18 protein-coding genes are annotated in these 19,532 nt (G+C 57.6%); 3 read left to right on the top strand and 15 right to left on the bottom strand.

Translation table 11 applies throughout. The features are described 5' to 3' along the window. Positions 1–124 precede the first annotated feature (124 nt). Together EY643_RS08525 and EY643_RS08520 are read right to left on the bottom strand one after the other, a co-directional pair. Positions 125–547, bottom strand: coding sequence for a MaoC family dehydratase (locus EY643_RS08525; RefSeq protein WP_152661804.1), 423 nt, complete (start codon positions 545–547; stop codon positions 125–127). After that, positions 544–1,065, bottom strand: coding sequence for an FAS1-like dehydratase domain-containing protein (locus EY643_RS08520; protein ID WP_152661803.1), 522 nt, complete (start codon positions 1,063–1,065; stop codon positions 544–546). Before EY643_RS08520 ends, EY643_RS08525 begins: the two co-directional genes overlap by 4 nt. Before the next feature lie 179 nt (positions 1,066–1,244). Between EY643_RS08520 and EY643_RS08515 the strand changes: the two genes are divergently transcribed. From EY643_RS08515 to EY643_RS08505, 3 genes are read left to right on the top strand one after another with little or no spacing between them, the layout of a single operon-like run. Further along, complete coding sequence (locus EY643_RS08515) at positions 1,245–2,231, top strand: FAS1-like dehydratase domain-containing protein (protein ID WP_170287331.1); 987 nt, start codon at positions 1,245–1,247, stop codon at positions 2,229–2,231. 24 nt (positions 2,232–2,255) lie between these two features. Next, positions 2,256–3,053, top strand: coding sequence for an SDR family NAD(P)-dependent oxidoreductase (locus EY643_RS08510; RefSeq protein ID WP_152661801.1), 798 nt, complete (start codon positions 2,256–2,258; stop codon positions 3,051–3,053). Positions 3,054–3,088: 35 nt separating this feature from the next. Next, on the top strand, positions 3,089–5,215 hold the full coding sequence (locus EY643_RS08505; RefSeq protein WP_152661800.1) for an oxidoreductase: 2,127 nt from the start codon (positions 3,089–3,091) through the stop codon (positions 5,213–5,215). Here the strand turns inward: EY643_RS08505 and EY643_RS08500 are convergent. The 13 genes from EY643_RS08500 to EY643_RS08440 all read right to left on the bottom strand — a co-directional run bounded on the left by EY643_RS08500 (position 5,212) and on the right by EY643_RS08440 (position 19,494). Beyond that, entirely contained in the window at positions 5,212–5,571 is a 360-nt protein-coding gene (locus EY643_RS08500) for a hypothetical protein (protein ID WP_152661799.1), read from the bottom strand. The two genes, EY643_RS08505 and EY643_RS08500, sit on opposite strands and share 4 nt — an antisense overlap. 68 nt (positions 5,572–5,639) lie before the next feature. After that, the gene (locus EY643_RS08495; RefSeq protein WP_152661798.1) at positions 5,640–6,947 is read right to left on the bottom strand and encodes a metal-dependent hydrolase family protein; all 1,308 of its coding nucleotides are present in this window, start codon (positions 6,945–6,947) and stop codon (positions 5,640–5,642) included. A 39-nt stretch (positions 6,948–6,986) separates the two neighbouring features. Next, on the bottom strand, positions 6,987–8,801 hold the full coding sequence (locus EY643_RS08490) for a tetratricopeptide repeat protein (protein ID WP_152661797.1): 1,815 nt from the start codon (positions 8,799–8,801) through the stop codon (positions 6,987–6,989). Further along, positions 8,791–9,489 (bottom strand): TonB family protein, encoded by a 699-nt coding sequence (locus tag EY643_RS08485; RefSeq protein ID WP_152661796.1) that lies wholly within the window; start codon positions 9,487–9,489, stop codon positions 8,791–8,793. The genes EY643_RS08490 and EY643_RS08485 overlap by 11 nt, the downstream gene beginning before the upstream one ends. Beyond that, positions 9,486–9,896: an ExbD/TolR family protein gene (locus tag EY643_RS08480; RefSeq protein WP_152661795.1), complete on the bottom strand. Its 411-nt coding sequence runs from the start codon at positions 9,894–9,896 to the stop codon at positions 9,486–9,488. The genes EY643_RS08485 and EY643_RS08480 overlap by 4 nt, the downstream gene beginning before the upstream one ends. Next, positions 9,893–10,417, bottom strand: a complete 525-nt coding sequence (locus EY643_RS08475; RefSeq protein WP_152661794.1) for a MotA/TolQ/ExbB proton channel family protein — start codon at positions 10,415–10,417, stop codon at positions 9,893–9,895. The genes EY643_RS08480 and EY643_RS08475 overlap by 4 nt, the downstream gene beginning before the upstream one ends. Then, positions 10,418–11,770 (bottom strand): MotA/TolQ/ExbB proton channel family protein, encoded by a 1,353-nt coding sequence (locus EY643_RS08470; protein ID WP_152661793.1) that lies wholly within the window; start codon positions 11,768–11,770, stop codon positions 10,418–10,420. Beyond that, positions 11,767–12,534, bottom strand: coding sequence for a DUF3450 domain-containing protein (locus EY643_RS08465; RefSeq protein ID WP_170287330.1), 768 nt, complete (start codon positions 12,532–12,534; stop codon positions 11,767–11,769). The genes EY643_RS08470 and EY643_RS08465 overlap by 4 nt, the downstream gene beginning before the upstream one ends. Before the next feature lie 62 nt (positions 12,535–12,596). Beyond that, positions 12,597–13,583, bottom strand: coding sequence for a LysR family transcriptional regulator (locus EY643_RS08460; RefSeq protein WP_152661791.1), 987 nt, complete (start codon positions 13,581–13,583; stop codon positions 12,597–12,599). Positions 13,584–13,843: 260 nt separating this feature from the next. Continuing rightward, entirely contained in the window at positions 13,844–14,491 is a 648-nt protein-coding gene (locus tag EY643_RS08455) for a DUF3313 domain-containing protein (protein ID WP_152661790.1), read from the bottom strand. Between the two features lie 64 nt (positions 14,492–14,555). Continuing rightward, on the bottom strand, positions 14,556–16,946 hold the full coding sequence (locus EY643_RS08450) for an efflux RND transporter permease subunit (RefSeq protein ID WP_152661789.1): 2,391 nt from the start codon (positions 16,944–16,946) through the stop codon (positions 14,556–14,558). Between the two features lie 24 nt (positions 16,947–16,970). Continuing rightward, the gene (locus EY643_RS08445) at positions 16,971–18,053 is read right to left on the bottom strand and encodes a WD40/YVTN/BNR-like repeat-containing protein (protein WP_152661788.1); all 1,083 of its coding nucleotides are present in this window, start codon (positions 18,051–18,053) and stop codon (positions 16,971–16,973) included. Positions 18,054–18,132: 79 nt separating this feature from the next. After that, entirely contained in the window at positions 18,133–19,494 is a 1,362-nt protein-coding gene (locus EY643_RS08440; RefSeq protein ID WP_152661787.1) for a DUF1329 domain-containing protein, read from the bottom strand. Positions 19,495–19,532: the final 38 nt, after the last annotated feature.

Here is a 19,532-nt window from a genome sequence, read left to right as displayed (position 1 = left end):
TCGAATCCGCTCTCCTCAAGCGCTGTGGCAAGCTCCGCAGGATGCGGGTCATTGGGCGTATTCATCGAGCTAAATGCGAGATGCATCAGGGTGACTCCCGTGGTTTTTAGTATTCAAATATTGATCAGTCTGCCTGTTCCACTATTTTCACCGTAGCCGTTCCGGTGACATGATCACCCAGACTGTTGCTACCGCGAAAGCTAATGGTGGCGGTACCTTCATCTTCATCGACCGCTGAAACTGCACCACTCAATACCATGGTGTCACCGGGGAAATTTGGTGCGCCCAGACGTATTGCAAGTTTTTGCATGGAAGCGCCAGAGCCAGCCCAATCAGTGATGTAGCGCCCTACCAGGCCATTGGTTGTGAGGATATTCATGAAAATGTCAGGAGAGCCCAGTGCCTGTGCCGCATCCTTGTCGTGATGCACATTCTGGTAGTCGCGAGACGCGATGGCGCCACCCACTATCAACTTTGGCGTAATGGGAATCGATAGTTCAGGTAAGGGCTGCCCTGCTGCGACGTCGTGAACCTTGCTGACACTCATAGCGTCGCCTCGTGGGGGCGATACTTGAACACCCGGAAGCGCATGGTGCCAACGAGCTCATCGCGCTGGTTATAATAGCTGCAGAGCTGGGTCACAAAGAAACCCACGCCAAGCGCGGTGGTCTTCTCTGTCGATATGGATTCAATCGTAGATCGGTGATAAATCTCGTCGCCTTCCACGATAGGTCGCGCATACTCCTGCTCGCAATTCACGGCCACAATGGCTGGATAACCGGCCTCCTCCAGCACCGGCAATACTGCCATTGGATTGGCATCGGTGGACCCCGGCGCTGCTTCGCCAGCATAGCCGGCCATGGTCCAGGCCTGAAGCATGGCTGGCGGCGCCACCACGCCGCTGAAACCCGCGGCCTGCGCCGCCTCGACATCGGTGTAGATCGGGTTGTCATCGCCCATCGCTTCACACCAGTGGCGTATCATTGCGGCATTTACCGCATCCCAGGCCCGGTAGGGGCCACAATCACCACCCAGGTACTGCTCTAGCGTATCGCTTTGCAACATTGTCACTCCGAATTATCACAGCGAAAACTATACGGCCTGGCGCCTGGCCAGCGAAGCCCCCTGCAGGCAAAAAAGCCACCGCGGTCTGAATCCTCAGATCAATGAATTTGGCTTCAGAGGTGATAGCACTTCGAAGTCATTCGCCCTATCTTGAACACTGCGTTAATGAGCACGGCAAAATGACCAAAGACACCATCGATCTTGAGCAGCTCACAGGCAAGCGTCTGGGGCCGTACAAAAGCTTCAACCCTGTCAGCCGGGTCCAGATCTGGCAGTGGTGTCGCGCCATGGGTGATCACAACCCACTGTATCTCGACGAGGCGTATCAAGAGAGCAAGGGTATCGAAGGCGCGATCGCCCCGCCTGCCATGATGCAGATGTGGACCATGCGTGACGTCACCATGACCTACGCACCGGGCTCCACCGATGCCGCGCCCTACCAGGTCTTTGACGATCTCAAAGCCGCTGGCTTTCCGGCCAACGTGGCGGTGAGCTACGACATCCAGTTTCACCGCTACCTCTCCGAGGGAGAGCAAGCCCATCATTACACCACTGTGGTGAGTATTACCCCGCTGAAAAAAACCGCCCTGGGCGCGGGCCACTTCGTGACCGAACGGGTTGAATACCTCACCGAAGATGAGGAGCTGTTTGCGGAAGCCTTGATCACCTATTTCCAATACCAGCCCACTGCCCAGACCGAAAAGACACAGGCATTCGAGCCGCCGCAACCCCCGGCAGGAAAATGGCAGCCCGACTTCAAGGATCTGGATACTCGTTCGCTTGAACCCGGCCAGACGCTGCCTGAACTGGCCATTCCCATCACCCACAAGTTGATTGTGAGTGGCGCAGTCGCAAGCCAGGATTTTATTGACGTGCACCACAACGCGCCGCAGGCCGTTGCCGCCGCCATGCCGGATATTTTCATGAACATTCTCACAACATGTGGCCTGGCCGGGCGCTACCTGAGCGACTGGGCGGGCCCCCGGGCACGACTCGAGCGGCTCAGCTTCAAATTGCTCGCCCCCAATACACCCGGCGACACGATGGTAATGCAAGGGAGCGTATCAAGCGTAGACGCACAACACGTGGGCGTGGACTTCGCCGGCCGCAATGGCCGTGGCTTCCACCTCACTGGCAAGGCCGTCCTGCAGCTTGGCAATTCATAAGTTTTACAACAGGAGTACACCACCATGAGCAATCGCTTCACCGGAAAAGTTGCCATCGTCACCGGCGGCAGCATGGGCATTGGCAGGGCCACAGCACTGCAGCTCGCTAAAGAAGGCGCCCAGGTCATTGCCTGTGCCCGTCGTCAACCGCGTCTGGATAGCCTGGTTGAGGAAGTAGATGCTTTTGGTGGCAAGTGCCGCGCGGTGGCCCTGGACATCTCCGACATCGGAGCATTCGCCGCGCTGATCGAGAATACTGCAGAGGAATTTGGTCGCCTGGACATCCTCGTCAACAACGCGCCCACTGTCATCGGTGGCATGATCGTCGACCAGGACATCGACGCCTGGCGCGCCAATTTCGGTGTGTGTGTTGAGAGTGTTTTCATAGGCGTGCAAGCCGCATTAAAGGTCATGCAACCGCAGGGCAGTGGCTCGATCATCAATATTTCTTCTGTCAGCAGCCTGCGCGCAGGCATGGCTGCCGGCGCCTATTCTGCGGCCAAGGCAGCCGTCAATCAGTTCAGCATGTGTGCAGCAATGGAAGCAGCGCCCTACGGTGTGCGAGTCAATGTGGTTGCACCGGGAGCCGTGGAAACGCCTGGGCTGGATGCGTCGGTAATGAAGAACGAGGCGATGAAGAAGCTGATGGCCTCGTCCATTCCGATCCAACGCCTGGGGACACCTGAAGACCTCGCGCAATCCATCTGTTTTCTCGCGTCGGACGACGCCACCTTCATTACCGGTATCGTGCTCCCGGTTGACGGCGGCAAGACCCCACAGCTGCACGTACCCGACTGGGAACTAACCCTCGACAACCGGTAACCATCGGTCAGGAGGAAGAGTGCCAAGGTAAAACCATGTCAGCCAAGTATCATCATCTCCTACAACCCGGCCACATCGGCACAATGCAACTGCGCAATCGCACTGTACTCGCGGCCATGGGTTCGAATTTCGCTGATGCCAGCGGTCACTGCAATGAACGCTTGATCGCCTACTACGAGGCACGGGCCGCTGGCGGCACCGGCCTGCTGGTGCTGGAAACGTCTGCTGCCTGCTTTCCCAGGGGCTCCACCATGCCCAACACCGTTGCCTTCTCCGACGACGAGTTCATACCCGGCCTCAGCGAACTGAGCGAGCGTGTACATGATCACGGCGCGAAAATTGTCGCCCAGCTGAATCATGGCGGAAAGCTGGCCCAGGAAGATACGGCAGCAGGCCGCGCGATACCGCTCCCATCGACAATAAAACCGTCAGCCAGCGAAATGTTCCAGGTACTGACACGCGAAGAGATCGGTCACTTCATCAAGGCAGCAGGGCCTGACGGCAAAGGACCGCAGTACTTCGAGATGACCGAACTCGATATTGCAGAGATTGTCGATGAATTCGCAGCAGCTGCAGAGAGAGCCAAACGGTGTGATTTTGACGGCATCGAACTGCACGCTGGGCACGGCTACCTGCTTGCGAGCTTCCTGTCGCCCTACACCAACAAACGGCGAGATCGTTATGGCGGTTCACGCGAGAATCGCGCACGCTTTCTAACTGAAGTCATCACCGCCACACGAACGGCGTGCGGGCCAGACTTTCCAATACTGGTGCGCCTCGATGCCATGGAGTATCGCACCGAAGGTGGCATCACTATCGACGACGCGGTGGTCACGGCAAAGCTCTGCGAGGTGGCCGGGGCTGACGCGATAGATGTCAGCGCCTACGGCAATATCGCGCAAGCCATTGCGTTTACTGAAGCGCCGCTGGTTCACGAACCCGGCGGCTTCGTGGACTTCGCCCGGAAGATCAAAAGCGCCGTCAGCATACCTGTCATTGGTGTCGGCCGGATCGAGCCCGAAAAGGCCGACCAACACATCTCCGACGGCGACTTCGATTTTCTGGCCATGGGACGCAAACTGTTGGCCGATCCAGAACTGCCCAACAAACTCGCCGCAGGCACCCCCGAGAGTATTCGCCCCTGCATCTATTGTTACATCTGCGTCAGCCAGATATTTATCAACCAACCCATGATGTGCGCGGTCAATCACTCCACGGGGCGCGAGCACGAGGGCGACATCATTGCCACGAGCGACCGACCAGTGAATGCACTGGTGATAGGTGGCGGACCCGGTGGCATGGAGGTCGCTCGCATTCTCGCTGAACGCGGCCACAGCGTAACCCTGTGGGAAAAAGAAAGGGATCTCGGCGGCACCGCCCGCGTCGCTGCCCTGGCGTATGAACCGAATGGTCGGCTGATCGACTATCTTGCGGGTGAGATGAAACGCCTGCCAATACAACTGGAGCTCGGCAAGGAGGCCTCTGCCCGGGCTATCGCCGCTCACGGAGCGGATCATGTCATTCTGGCCACGGGTGCCCTGCGCAAGGCGCCGGCGATTCCCGGCAAGGACCAACGGCATGTATTCGACGGCGATGAGTTGCGCGGCGTACTGTTTGGCAACAATCCAGAGGCCGCGAAAAAACTGTCCCTGTTCGCCAGGTTCGCTCTCACAATGGCGCGCTGGAGCCAGGCGCTGCGTTCGATCCAGCTACTGCGATTTGCCTCCCGTATCTGGATGCCGATAGCAGATGATGTAGTGATTATTGGCGGCGGCCTGGTCGGGCTTGAACTGGCGGAGTTTTTAGTTGAACGAGGTCGTAACATCACGGTGGTAGAGCCCGGGCCGTCACTGGGCGCGGAGCTCGCAATCGTGCGACGTGCGAGAGTTCTGCATCAGTTGCGTGACCACGGTGTAGAGATCGTAAACAAAGCCGACATCACTGAGATCACTGCAGACTCAGTCGTGTTTCAACACAAGAACGTACAGCGCACACTGCCGGCAAAACAGGTCATCATCGCGATGGGTGCTGAGGGAGACAATCGCCTGGCCGCGGAACTGACCGCAATTGATGCCCAGTTACACCAGCTCGGAGATTGCCGTGAGATCGGCTATATCGACGGTGCGATTCTCGATGCCCGCCGAGTCGCACAGAAGATCTAGGGCAAGGTAAAGGACTTCGCCCGCGGATTCATCTTGAAGTATCGCTCTGCCTCGAATGCGTCCTCGCAGACCGGGAGATCCCAGAACAGGCCCAGGCGCATTCCGCCCGTGGCTGTGGAGCGGGACTCGCCAAAGTCACGGTTATACCTTTCGCAGTAGTCTCTGTCCTTGCCCTGCTGATCCACGCAATTCTCGATCTCCTGCTCACGCAATGGCGCGATGTTCTCCTCGCGCTGCCGCTGGCATTCATCCATTAACGCAAGCCCCTCTTCGCGAGTCACTTCCTCTGCGAAGGCGAGTTCAAGCGGAAAAACAAATAGCATCAGAGCCAGAATTCTTTGTGCTGAGTTCTTCATAGCGTCATCCTGTTGCAATCAAAGACCGATCAGTCGCAATCCTACGCGACTGTCGTCAGGCGCGCCATCTAGTCTCGGCGCACGACATCTTTGTAGACCACTCCGTCTTTCATGACGAATGCCACACGTTCCATGGTGGTTATATCGTCCCGCGGATCGTCCTGCACTGCCACAATATCTGCTAAATAGCCTGAATCCAGTTTTCCGAGCTCACTGTCGGTGCGCGTTAGCAGGGCACCATTGAGTGTGGCACTGCGAATGGCCTCCAGGGGTTTCATGCCCCCCGCCACCATCAGCGCAAACTCTTCGCCATTATCACCGTGGGCTGACACGCCGGTATCTGTGCCATAGGCAATGGGCACGCCAAATTCATAGGCGCGTGTAAAGGTATCCATCATCAGTGGGCCAATGACCGCCGCCTTACTGCGCACCATCTCCGGGAAAAAACCGTCGGTCTCAGCCTTGTCTTGCACCCACTTGCCCGCCATCAGCGTTGGCACCATCCACGTTCCCTGCTTCTTCATCAGCTTCATGGTTTTTTCATCCATATAGGTGCCGTGCTCAACAGAATCAACGCCCGCCTCTACCGCGCGGTACATACCCTCCGTACCGTGTGCGTGGGCGGCTACCGGCATCCCATAATCGTGGGCAGTGGCCACGATGGCCGCCAATTCGTCGGCCATGAACTGCGGGTTCTGACCCGACTTTGCAGGAGAGAGCACACCGCCTGTGGCGGTAATCTTGATCATGTCAGCTCCGTTCTTGTAGCGCTGACGAACCGCCTTGCGCGCCTCAATAGGACCATCAATCACCCCGCCAGTTGGCCCCACATCGAACATCAATTGACGCTGGCGGCCATTAGTGAGATCTGCATGACCCCCGGTAGTCGCAATCGATTGGCCCGAGGCGATCACACGTGGGCCGACCACCAGGCCCTTGTCGATAGCATTGCGCACGGCAATAGATGAGCCGAAGCTCTTGTCCGCGAGCTCGCGGACCTGGGTGAATCCAGCCATCAGCGTTTTCTCAGCATTCACCGCCGCGCGAATACCGTAGTCCACCGCGTTGAGGGTAAAGTCCTCCATATAGGCATGGGCCGAGAATTCGTGCGCGAGATGGACATGCATGTCCATCAGGCCGGGCATGCAGGTCGCACTTTTCAGGTCGATAACTTCATCTTCAAGCGCAGGGGACTGATAACCCTCCTCCACCGCAGAAATTCGATTGCCCGACAGACGAATGGTCTGGCGTTCCAGCATTTTGAGTGGCTCGACCTGTACCAGTTGACCGCAGTAGATCACCGTACCCGCCTGTGCCGTCACACTGGCCGCTCCGCCTAGCGCTACGGCCAGAGCCGCCCGCAAGAATCCTTTCATGTTACTCACTCCTGATTTTCCCAATGTCTAGTATGTAGCTTATTGTGCGCCGGGGGCCATTACACCCAGTTGCAGCTCAAATGTATCGCCCTGAGCGTCGGCCGATACGAGGCGCCAATCGCCGGATGGGGCATGGCCGGCAGATTCCAACTGTCTCTGGGCGGCAGCGAACTGCACGTGCGGATCTTTAACCGGGTCAATAGGGAACGCAACGTAAAGAAAAACGTCTGCTGTATAGATCCTGTAGCGGCCACGCGCCTGAGCACTGCCTCGCAGCGGAATCCCCAGACCCTGCTCGTCCCCGTGATGCAGGAACTGCGGCGGCCCATCAGCAGTGCCACTTGCTTTAACCAGGCTAACGCTCTGGCGTACAGCCAGGGTGCGCAAACGCGGCAGCAGCTCAGCAATAGGCTCGTCGTGCTCTGCAAAGAAATAGCGCTGCGCGGCCGCTCTCTGCACGGTGAGAATCTGGTCGTCGAGAATGAGACCTTCGACTGATCGAATTTCATCCGCTACAGGCTGAACTTGAGACTGTAGCTCGGCCTCGGCCACAAGAGTTTCTTCAAGCGGCCCGCCCTTCTCTTCCTCACGCAGGGCGGCTTTCTTCCCTTCACTGCCAATACATGGCCCGCGCAACCTGCGTAATTCATCTTCGGTAGCCGGTCTGGCGTCCATAAACTTCAGCCACTGGGCTGCCTGCTGATGCGCGCCGCCAATCAGGGTCGCATTAATCAATACCTGTCGCGCAGCCTCTTCGCGCTCTTGCTTGAGCAAGCTCACGCCCAGCAGCAGGTTCGCCCGGCTCACGTATCGATCTTGCAATCGAGACTCGCACGCCGTCATCATTGTCTGCTCTACCGCGACCCACTCCTCGTCCTCGAGTTGCAGCTGGGCAAGATACAGGAACAATTCAGTATCCCCCGTCAGGCGCGCCGCCGATGCCAGTGCAGTGCGAGCCTTGTCACGCTCACGGGCCTGGAACCAAAGTTCGAACGCCTTGCGCTGATGTTCGCCATTGCGTTCCAATTGTCCGCTCGCCATGAACTGTTCCATAAGAAAGGCTGCGCCATAGGGATTGCCGTTGACCGCCATCAAATCAACCAGCAGCGATCGCTGGGCGCGGTTAAACGCAACGCCGTTCTCCATGGCTAGCTGGAGCTGATCCAGAGCCTCGCGGCGTTTGTTCTGCTGCAGGTAGACCGATACAAGCTGGTGCCAGTAAGCTGCCTCTTGCGGAGATGCCGCCAGCAACGCCTGCAAGAGAGGCTCACACTGGGCAAAGGCACCCACCCGGTAATACAAGGCCAGCGCCTGCTCACGCTGCGGCTTGTCGAGCGCCAGGCCCGCCGCCTCGATACCGTCGAGGGCGACAACTACCGCCACATAGTCACCCTGGCGATAGCGTGCCTGGGCCAGTAACAGGTAGTCAGTCGCCGACGGGACGAGATCTATGTCGAGCACCTGTTCCAACGCCCCCGCCGCCGCACCGTACTGCTCAGCCTGAAGGTAGACCTGGGCCAGCTCGCGCAGCATCTCCCTGTTCGCCACATGCGACAGGCCGTCGGCTCGCAGCGCCTCCTGATACCAATCAATAGCGGCTTTGTAGTTGCCCTCGCTGACATAGTGCCGCGCGAGGTGGCGGGTTGCACTGGACCGAGCGTAGGGGTCGCGAATACTGTCAATACTCTGTTCCAGTTCGCGCACTGACATCTCACTGCCCTTGCCGAGTTCATCCAGTGGATCGAGCAGGATGCGGCTGCGATACTGCCCGGTCTCCTGCGCGACTGAGACAGTGACATAGAACGAAGCGAACAGTGCAAGCACCGTCGCGGCCAGCGTGTATCTAATCGACATTGGGCAGGTTTTGCGGGTAGTCCTTCCAGCGCACTTCGACGCGCTGGGTCAGGACCAGGTTTGCACTGTTCTTGCCCTTGAAGGACAAGGTGTAGCGCCAATCCTCGACCGCCGCGATCACCTTCTCTTCAAAGACACCCCGGGGACGAGCATCGAGCACCCGAACATTGCGGGTTTCACCCTTGGGAGTCACGGTAAAGGCCACCAGCACCCAGCCATTGATTTTGTTTTCCCAGGCCACATCCGGCACATTGGGCCGGCGAGTATTGTATGGCACTACTTCCACGTAGCCACGGGCATCCTGGCCGCCGCTGCCAAAGTCAACGGCCCCCTGCCCGGCTGGCGCGCGCCAGGCATCTCCTCCCGCTGTCATGGCGAGATCGCCAATCGCCAGATCCAGTGCCGGCATCTCAAGGTTCTGTTCCATCGGAGCAGGTGTTGGCGCGGCCACCTGCAAGGGTTCAAGGACCGGCTCCTGTGGTTGTTCTTCAGGCGCCTGCTGGTCCGGTTTATCACGCTCCGGCTCAGGCTGTTTGCGCAGGATAGTGACATCTTCATAGACCGCGAGACGAATTTCCTCGCGCTGCCCTCGTTCGATCAAACTCTGCATAAAGAGGATGACCGCCAGGGTGATGAGCAGCGCCCCCCCGACCGCGGGCACTAATCGTAAAGGCAGGGCTGAGCTCACTCGTCGCCCTTGTTGGCGGCAATAGCTATTCCTTTAACACCGGCCAGTCTCACCTGATCCATCACTTCGACCAGCATGCGGGTAGACGCATCTTCATCTGACTGAATGATGACCGAGCCCTCAGGATTATCAGCATGCAGGCGCGCTACGATTGCCCGCACGCTACGGGCGTCCACCGGACGTCGATCCACCCAGACTTCACCCTCGGCAGTGATAGCGATAAAAATATTCGCATTTTCCTGACTGCTTGCCGTTTTCGCTTCAGGTGAATTGACCGTCACGCCAGACTCCTTGACGAAAGAGGTCGTGACTATAAAAAAGATAAGCATGATGAACACGATGTCCAGCATGGGCGTCATGTCCAGTTCTGTATCATCCGTGGCTGGAATATGGCGTCTCGCACTCATGCCACACCTCCATCCAGTTCAAGCTGGCGTTGCAGGTTCGCAGCTTCCCGGTCCGCGAGTTGCCCCAGGCGTACGGTGAAGTAGATCCCGGTGAGCGCGACCACGAGCCCTGCCATGGTAGGAATGGTAGCCCTGTAGATACCGCGAGCCATCGCCTGGGCGTCGTCGTTACCGCTGGTGGCAATCACTTCAAACACACCGATCATTCCCAGCACCGTGCCCAACAAGCCAAGCAGAGGGCACAGCACCACCAGCACGCGAATCAACGGCAATACCGCGTGCAGCGCCATACTGCTTTCAGACACAAGTGCCTCGCGAATACGCAGCGCCCGCCAGGAATCCCGATCGCTGCGCTGCTGCCACTGCTGGATCGCGGACCGGGCCTGCGACGGCCAGGCAAAACGCAGGAACAATGCCCGCTCCAGGATCAATGTCCACAAGAGCAGGCAGGTTCCAAACAACAACCACAGCACCCCGCCGCCTTGATCGGCAAAGTCTGCAATGGCATAGAGCATCGTCATCTAGCTTTCCTTGCGCTCGGCATGGCGTGCAAGCACCCCGGCGCACTGCTCGTCGAGGCGCTGGATCATGCCGCGGGCAAGATACGCCACCAGGCTGTGGCCGAACAACAGGGGGATAGCAACCACCAGCCCAAGCACAGTCGTCACCAGCGCCTGTGAGATACCACCGGCCATCAACTTCGGGTCTCCAGTACCAAAGAGGCTAATCGCCTGAAAGGTCAGGATCATTCCCGTTACCGTACCCAACAGACCCAGCAGCGGCGAAATCGCTGCGATGAGCTTTATCAGACCATTGCCGCGCTCCAACCCTGGCATCTCCGCAAGCACTGCCTCGTCAAGCTTCAGTTGCAGCAGTTCCTCTTCCTGATGAGAGACATCAGACACTGAGAGCAGCACTCTGCCGAGAGGATTATCTGCCGATGCTGTATCGAGTTGCCCGAGCTGGCGCTTGATTTTCACACTGACGAAAAACAATACGATAAGTCGCCACAGGGTCAGCAAAATACCGAAGCAACCCAGCGCGATAATAATCAGGCCGATCGTGCCGCCCTGATCCACGCGTTCGCGCAGATCAGGTGTATACGTGTACATACCCAATAAGCTGCCGCGAGTCGGGTCTACAGCCAGCACCACAGGTTCTCTGCTGCCGCCAAAGCCAGCTGCTGCAGAGCGATAACGTGCCGGCGGCTGCCGGCTGAGCGCTAGCAATTCGCCGGTCTCCGGGACATAGCGCAGGTATTCCCCACCCGCCCACGCAGTGAACACACCTACCCTGAGCACATCCGCTGTCTTGCTCACACCTGCGGTATCGATGACCTGACCATCGAAGCGTGTCACCTTGCCCGCCTCCGTCATTTCCTCCTGAACCAGCAGCCAGAGTGACTGGATTTCCTCGATGGTCACCTGGGTGTTGGCATCGGCCAGTGCTCGCAGAGTAGCGCCGCGCTCTGGCAACTGAGCAGTGAGCATCGATTCCTGCAACACCGCCGAAAAGTCACCGGCGAATTCACGGAAGCCGCTGGACAGATCGCCCATGTCCTCGACCACACCGGCAAGGTCTTTTTCCAGGCGCTCAATTTCCCGAGCGTTTGCCTCGGTAACGGCGAGCAACGGCTGATTTTCCTGTTGCTGTTGTTCGAACGCGGTGCGAGCCTGGTTCAACAGGCGTTGTTGACGCTGTCTGTCGGCCAGGAATTCGGCCTCGCGCTGTCGATTGAGTTGTCGTTGTTGCTGCTGTTGCTGTTTTACGGATTGTAGAAGCTGGTCCAGGTCGTCAACCTGCGCCTGAGCGAAAAGGGGCGACAGCAGTACCAGAGTGAGCGAAAACAGTGGGATAGTTCGCAGCGCCTTCATTGCGCGCCCCCGGTCATTTGCAGCGGCAGCTCAAGCAACTCCGGTGCCGCCTGACTACGGGCCACTCGCATCGCCTGGGCAATACTCCGCTGGTGACTTTCATCGAGATTTACCCAGCCCTGCTGAGATGTATCCCAGTAGGCCGCGCGCTGACGATCGAGGGTCTGGTAGTAAAGCGCCGCCCGCCCCAGCCGCAGATATTCAACCGAGAGTTCGTCGCCGTCGCGCTGCAATGCCCCGCGCCAGGCTTCCACGGTGCTCCCATAGTCCTGTTCAAGCTGGTAGGCCTCCAGCAGCAGCCGAAAACGCGCCGCCACCGACAGCCCTGGATTGTCGAGCCGCTGCTTGAGCTGCAACACGCCAGCCACGCGTTCCTCCTGGTGGAATGGCAGGTCGAGCACTACGAACTTTTCCAGCGCGTCGGCCATGCTACGCATCAAGGGCAAAATACGCTGGCGGGTGATACGGGCTTGCGCGATCTGGCGATTGAGTGACTCAATCTGCGCTTGTTGCGCTGCGTCCAGCTGCTCCAGCTCGCGAGTATAAGCCTGCTGATATTCGGAACTCTCGCGCAGGCTGCGATATTCCTCCAGCAGAATGCGGGTCTCTCTGGAGAGTTCATCGACCTTTTGCTGGGAGCGTTCGGCACTGCGGTTGGTCTCAGCAACAACGTCGAGGCTGGCGTCGACATCCTGCCCTGGCGCGTTGCCAGCATAGGCGGCAAGTGCCACCAGCAACAACGCTGTCAGTCTCTCTTTTAGCACGCTTTTATCCTTATTGGAGTGAGATTTGAGCGAACCCTGAGCATACCAGTTTGCAGCCGCACTCAGTAGGCCAGACCGCGCTCTTCGCGCAGCGCATGCAGTGTCGGCAGACCCAGCGTCGCTCGAAAGCTCTCCACCAGTTCCAACACAAGCGCGTAGACAAAATCGTGCACCGGCGAACCCTGAACTCGCCGATGGCGCACAGCGACATAGCGAATACTCAGCTCCTCCATACCCACAACAGGCAGTGCGACGACATGCCGGTCGAGATCGAATTGGGTCGCGAACATCGGAGGGGCAGGAAACAGGCAATCTGTTGTTCGAAGTATCTCCAAAGCCGTCTGCAGGTCGTCGGTATTATACTGGGGTGTATGCTGCCGCTGAATTTCCAGTAGCTCGCTACTGGCACCCTCATAAAACCGCATTCCGGCAATATCGGTCGACAGCAGGCTCACCAGGGGATAGGCCAGCAGTTCTTCGGGACCGATCTTCCGCCCCACGAGAGGATGCTCCTTGCGGGCCAGTAACACCGGCTCGGCCACACCGAGTGTCGTGAGTTCCAGGTCGTCCGGGTACGACAGCCGTTCAATTTGAAACACCAGATCGAGACTACCCTCGGCCAATTTTTCAAACGGTGCCTCATCACCGGAGATGGTGTTGATCCGCATCAGCGGCGCGCGCTCGCGCAGCAGGCGCACCAGCGGCGGCACGAACCAGGCCCCCATATGCCCCTGCACCAGCAGGTTCATCTCCCCATCGTAAGCCATCGGGTCAAACTCGAGGGGCTGGACCATGGCTTGCACTGCCTGCAATACGCCGGGCAATCGCAGGGCGAGTTGCTCCGCCCTGGGCGTGGGAATCATCCCGCTGCCGCGACGCACGAACAGAGGGTCGTCAAACAACTCCCTGAGCCGCCCCAGGGTCTTGCTCATCGCCGATTGGGTGACAAAGAGGCGCTCCGCTGCCCTCGACACGCTGCGCTCCTCAATCAGCGCTTCCAGAGCTACCAGTAGATTGAGGTCCAACTTACCCAGATCGCTGATATTCATGCGCTGCACTCGCCACTTGATGAATATAATTCATGATTTAGATGAATATATGCCATTTGAGGAATATATCAAGCGGACATACATTAGGTACCAAGGCCGGCGCTTAGCCCCGGCTCAAATCGAGAGGAATTGGACATGACTTATATTGTATCTATTAGCGCAGTCGTACTGGCACTGGGCCTCATACAAGAGAAGTGTGGTAACAGCCACGTTGAAGCCGACCTGGGTTCGGATCGCTACGGTAAGTAACGAGGCCCGGCTCAGCGCCCTGAGACACGGGTGTGGAGCAGCCCAGCCCACGCATTGAACAGGCCGGCAAGATCAGTGCCGGCCGCTCTACCCCACTGCAGCGAGGCCACCGTCCTCCGATCTCGGACCACGCCAAGTAACTGCCCCGTATCCGCATCAAGCAGGCGGAATTCCACAGAAATATCCACGACATCCGATGTACCGTAGATCGGCGAACCACTCGCCGCAGTTTCGCTGGACACGCCGCGCCCGGGCGCCACTTGCAACAGTGCGGCCTCAACGATCAGGCCCGCTCTCGCTCCTGCTCTGGGATAATCGTCAAAGGCCCTTGCGGCTGCACCCTGCCACGATTCGAGCAGATGGCGTTCTCGCTCGGGGGTCATTTGCCACTGGCTCCGAACTGTCCCGGCTACTGCCGTCTGGGTTACCTCGAGACGACTGACATCCAGCGGATCAAAATCGACCTCGCTATACTCGGGCAAACCTGCCCCGGGCAAAACATAGGCCTCATCAAATCCACTGTTCTTGATGACAACCAGGCCCTCTGCTGCAAATTCCGTCGCGACTTCCTCGCTGATAGTCGGTGTTGTGCACGCGGGCAGCACAGCCAGTGCCAACGAAAGTGCAGACAATTGAATAATCATTCTCGAAAATGACACGCTATACCTCCTAAAAAAAACGGCCAGCGAGTCACCCCGTGGCCGTCATTTACTGCCTCAGCTATCAGGCGTTTTCGGTTTTAGGCTTCACCAGGAAACAGGCCAACGCCGGCATCAGAATCAACGCACCGAACATATTCCAGATAAACATGAATGTGAGCAGGATACCCATGTCTGCCTGGAACTTGATGGGCGACATCACCCAGGTAATTACGCCGGCAGCCAGAGTCACGCCAATCAGCGCTACGACCCGTCCGGTAAAGTTCAGCGTTTCGTAATAGGCGGTTGTCAGGTCCATGCCCTGTTTCTCTTTCGCCAGTATCACCGTTAACACGTATAGGGCGTAGTCCACCCCTATCCCCACCCCGAGCGCAATCACCGGCAGGGTCGCTACCTTCACCCCGATGCCCAGCCACACCATCAGCGCTTCGCAAAGAATGGATGTCAGCATCAGCGGCAAGACCGCACAAATCACGCCAGGAATAGAGCGGAATGTCAGCAGACACAGCAGGGTCACTGCGCCGTAGACATAGAACAGCATCTCACGATTCGCTTTCTTGACCACAATATTGGTCGCTGCCTCAAACCCTGAGCTGCCCGCTGCACCCATGAATTCGATCTTCTCGACGTCTCCCCAATCGGCGTTGAATTGCTCCAGAGCGTCAACAACCCGCTCCAGCGTGGCCGCCTTGTGATCCGCGAGGTAGATCAGCATGGGCCATATAGAACAGGCCGGGTCCACATATTCCAGTGTCACCAACTCGCTCACCGCATAATTCACCGTGTCCTGGTTGCGGAATAGCGATTGCCATTTGGGGAAGCCCTCATTGATACCCATCATGATTTCACGGGTGCGCACATTCAGGCCACGGACATCTTCCACGCCCTCCACCTGCCGCAGGCGCCATTCGAGTTCATTGGCAAGGCTAAGCCCCTCATGATCAATACAACCATCGGGTGGGGTCTTGATAATGACCGCGAACACATCCGTACTGACCGAGTAGTTCTCGATCATGAAGGCCACGTCCTGGTTATAACGAGAATCTGGTCTCAGTTCGGGAGCGCCCTTATCGAGGTCGCCAATCTGCAGATCCATTGCCACAAAAATACCGACTATTGCCAGCACGACACTGAGGCCGATCGCTGCAGCAGCTGGCCCCCTGTGAGTGAACTGCAGCAGGAAGCGCCAGAGGATATGCATATCTTCGATGGACTTGGGCGGATGGGAGGCGCGCTCGGCGCAAGTTTTCCCCACTCCGGTGTACGACAACACGATCGGAATCAGAATCAGGTTGGTGAAAATCAACACCAACACACCGATGCTCGCGGTCACTGCGAGGTCCTGGATCACCTGAATCTGGATAATCATCATCACCGCAAAACCGACACCATCAGATAGCAGCGCTGTCACACCCGCCAGGAACAAGCGACGGAAGGTGTAACGGGCAGCGATATAGCGATGCGTGCCACGGCCAATGTCCTGCAGTACGCCATTGAGCTTCTGGGCACCATGTGACACACCGATAGCGAAGATCAGGAACGGCACGAGAATCGAGAACGGATCGAGCTCATAGCCGAGCATTGTCAGAATGCCCAACTGCCAGACAACAGCCACCAGGGTGCAGGCAATTACCATGACCGTAGAGCGCAGACAACGGGTGTACCAGTACAACAGCACCGTTGCGATCACCACGGCAATGGCGAAGAACATCATCACCGAAAACAAGCCGTCAATAAGATCACCGATCAGCTTGGCGAAGCCGATGATGTGAATAGAGCGATCGTCGTGTCCTTCGGTGTACTTGGCGCGGATATCCTCGAGTTTGTCACTGAGCTCGGTATAGTCAAGACGCTCGCCGGTCTCGGGATTCTTGTCCAGTAGGGGTACGATGATCGCCGCGGATTTTTCGTCGTTGGCCACCAGGTCGCCGCCGACGCCCGCGCGCAATATATTGCGTTTTACCTCAGCGATGGACGCATCTGAGCCATCGAAATTGCCGGGAATAACCGGGCCGCCTTCGAAGCCCAGCTCCGTCACCACGCGCCAGCGAGTGTTCGGGGTAAACAGCGACTTCATCCCGTTGCGGTCTACGCCGGGGATAAAGAAGATCGCATCGTTCACTTCCTCCAGGAACTTGAGATTCTCCCTGGTGAAAATCGTACCCTCTTCAACCGCGACCACGATGCGCAGATTGTTGCCCAACCCCTTCAGGTCTTCCTTGTTTTCCTGGTAATTGATGACATATTCATGAGCCTTGGGCAGGGTCTTTTCAAAACCCGCTTTAAGCTCAATCTGGACAGCAAAAAAACCGAGCACCACCGTGACGAGAGCGCACAGCGCCATCACCACAGCCCGGTGATTGAATACCAGCTTCTCGAGGAATGTACCCGAATTGAAATCAAATTCGCTGAGATCCGAAATAATCGGCAGATCTGAATTTTCAGCGTGCGCCATGTCTAACTCTCCGGTCTTGCTTGATTATTGCGGCAGCGTAAGTTTTTGAATGCCCGCCGGGCCACCCACGAACAGTGAGCCTTCCGGCCCCTCTTCGATGGAGTAAATACGGCCCTGAGGCCGCACCGGCAGGTAGTTGAATGTGAGGCCATTGTCGGTGCTGAACACAATGTCGCCCGCGATACCGGCGAACACCATACGGCCATCTTTCATGAGCACCGAATCCACCAGCGAGCTTCCCGGCGGCTTCTCTACCTCGAGCCAGCTCTCGCCCGCGTCAGCTGTGCGGAACATGCGACCGCGCAGACCGCCAAGGACAATGGTGCCATCCGGTGCGGCGGAGGCCGTAAAAAAGCTGCCTTCCCAGGGTATGTTCTCGACCAGAGTGCCCGTCTGGGCCACTGCATCGCCGATCATGAACAGCCCCGCTTCGCCGGCCAGGAAAAACTGGCCCTGCTCCGGCAACGGAGCAAAATCGAAGACATGATAGAAGGAGTCATTCTCCATACTGTGCAGCACATGCATCCAGTTTTTGCCGCCGTCTTCTGTGCGCAGGATCATGCCGTACGCGCCCAGTGCGTGACCGTAGTTTTCATTGTGGAAGTAGACTTTGAAAAGGGGTTTGTCTGCGCCCTGGTCGACGGCGAACTGCATTTCCTCCATCAGGTAGGGGTAGAGATCGTTGTCGGGATTCTGTTGCGCCAATTCTTCGTAAAAAGCCAGGCCCTCGGCGCCATAGCGCAAACCGTCATATTGCTTTACCCAACTGCGACCTGCGTCGGTCGAGTGCAGGATGACGCCCTCGTGACCCACCGCCCAGCCCAGCTCGGGCGTCGGAAAGTGAATGTCGAGAATCGTGCTACGAACAGGCACTTCGGCCTGGTTCCAGGTATCGCCACCGTCTTCTGAAAAGAGGATATGGCCGCGATGGCCGGTGGCATAATAGGTTCCGTGATACTCACGCACCGCGAAAATCAATGACTTGGCAGCCAGTTCACTCTTGACCGCAGGTAATTCAAGGACGTCGTAGGTTTTGGCCCAGGCGCCAGACAGCGGCGTAATCGAGAGAGCCATCAGACAGCCCAGCAGTACTCGTTTTATTCCCATCTCGGTACTTCCGTTTATTCTTGTGCCATACAAAAAAAAGGGTGCCGCAACAAGCGGCACCCCTTCTGGCTAGACCAACTTAACGTACACCGCCGCGGGCCATGCCCTTGGGAGTGAAGTACTTGTCGTTCTGGCTCACGCCGTTCTTGAAGCCACCGGGGGCCGGCTTGGTATTAATATTATAGATGCCCTGCAGCAAGTCGTAGGCACCATATGCAAAATGGTAGTTCGACTTGATGTCGTACAGGTTCGCACCATAGGCGTACTGAACACGCCACATATTACCCTGGCCGTCGTAGTTCTCTGCCGCCAGACCTTGCCAGCTGTCCTCGTCGATGTAGAAACGACGCTTCGAGTACAGGTGACGATTGCCATCTTTCAGATCGGCCTCGATCACCCAGACACGGTGTTTCTCCCAGCGAATGACCGAGGGATCAAGAAACTTCTCGCCCAGCGTATCTTTCACTTCGGTCTGGAAAACAAAGTCATAGCAATTGTAAGGCACGTACATCTCTTTTTTGCCAACCAGTTTCCAGTCGAAACGCTCGGGAGAACCGTTGATGATAAAAGAGTCGTCGTAGGTAGAAGTGCCTGCAACACCGGGGTTTGGCGTATCAAAATTCACGGCTGGCGCCAGTCGTACGCGGCGCTGTCCAGTCAGATACTGCCACGCTTTGCGACCTTTGCCCTTGGTGAAGTCAGCACCGGGTTCGTGAACGAGCAGGATTTCACCCGCGCGGCGCGCCGGAGCCTTGTAGTTAATCCGCAGTTTCAGCCAGGGAGTGTCGTCCATGATGCGATCGGGCGTCACATACATGGGCATGACATTGGTCATAAACCCGGTTGTCGACAGGATCGGCTTACCGTTAGAGCTCACATAATAGGTATCGTACGTGACCGAGTGGTCTGTGAGATAACGCGTCAGGTGATTCCACAGCACTTCCAGACCGCTCTGGGGCAGAGGAAACGGCACGCCGGGATAGGCGTTAGCGACACGCTGACCACCGTCTTCCAGAGTAGCCCCTGTCGCGTTCTTCTTGGTGTTGTTATACACCCAGTCCGGCGTCACAAAGTCGCGTCGGGACTGATAGACATCCATCTTGAAACCGTCAGCGCCCAGTTTCTCGAACATCGCGATCGTACCCTCGGTGAGGTTCGCGGCGTACTCTTTGTAATTGTTCACATCAATGGTGAACTGCACCTCATCCTCAGGGTAGGCATCGATGTAATTATCAGAGCCCTCGACGAAGCCCGCAGGGATCGGCGAACCGGCGGGGTTCCAGGCACCGATGGAGCCGTCGGCGTTGCCAGCGGCTTCCGCGCCCATGGGGGTCAGGTCCTGCCCCAGACGCGCAGCTTCCTCGGGGGAAACCGCAGCTAAAGCAGCGCCAGAGAGCAATGTGCTCAGGCCAAGGGCTGCCAGGGTTTTTTTCTGCAACATTTTCAAATCCTCATCTACAACGTGTAGTTCGTTATTGT

Source organism: Halioglobus maricola, from assembly GCF_009388985.1.
Classification (GTDB): domain Bacteria; phylum Pseudomonadota; class Gammaproteobacteria; order Pseudomonadales; family Halieaceae; genus Halioglobus; species Halioglobus maricola.
This window is presented reverse-complemented; position numbering and strand designations above follow the sequence as displayed.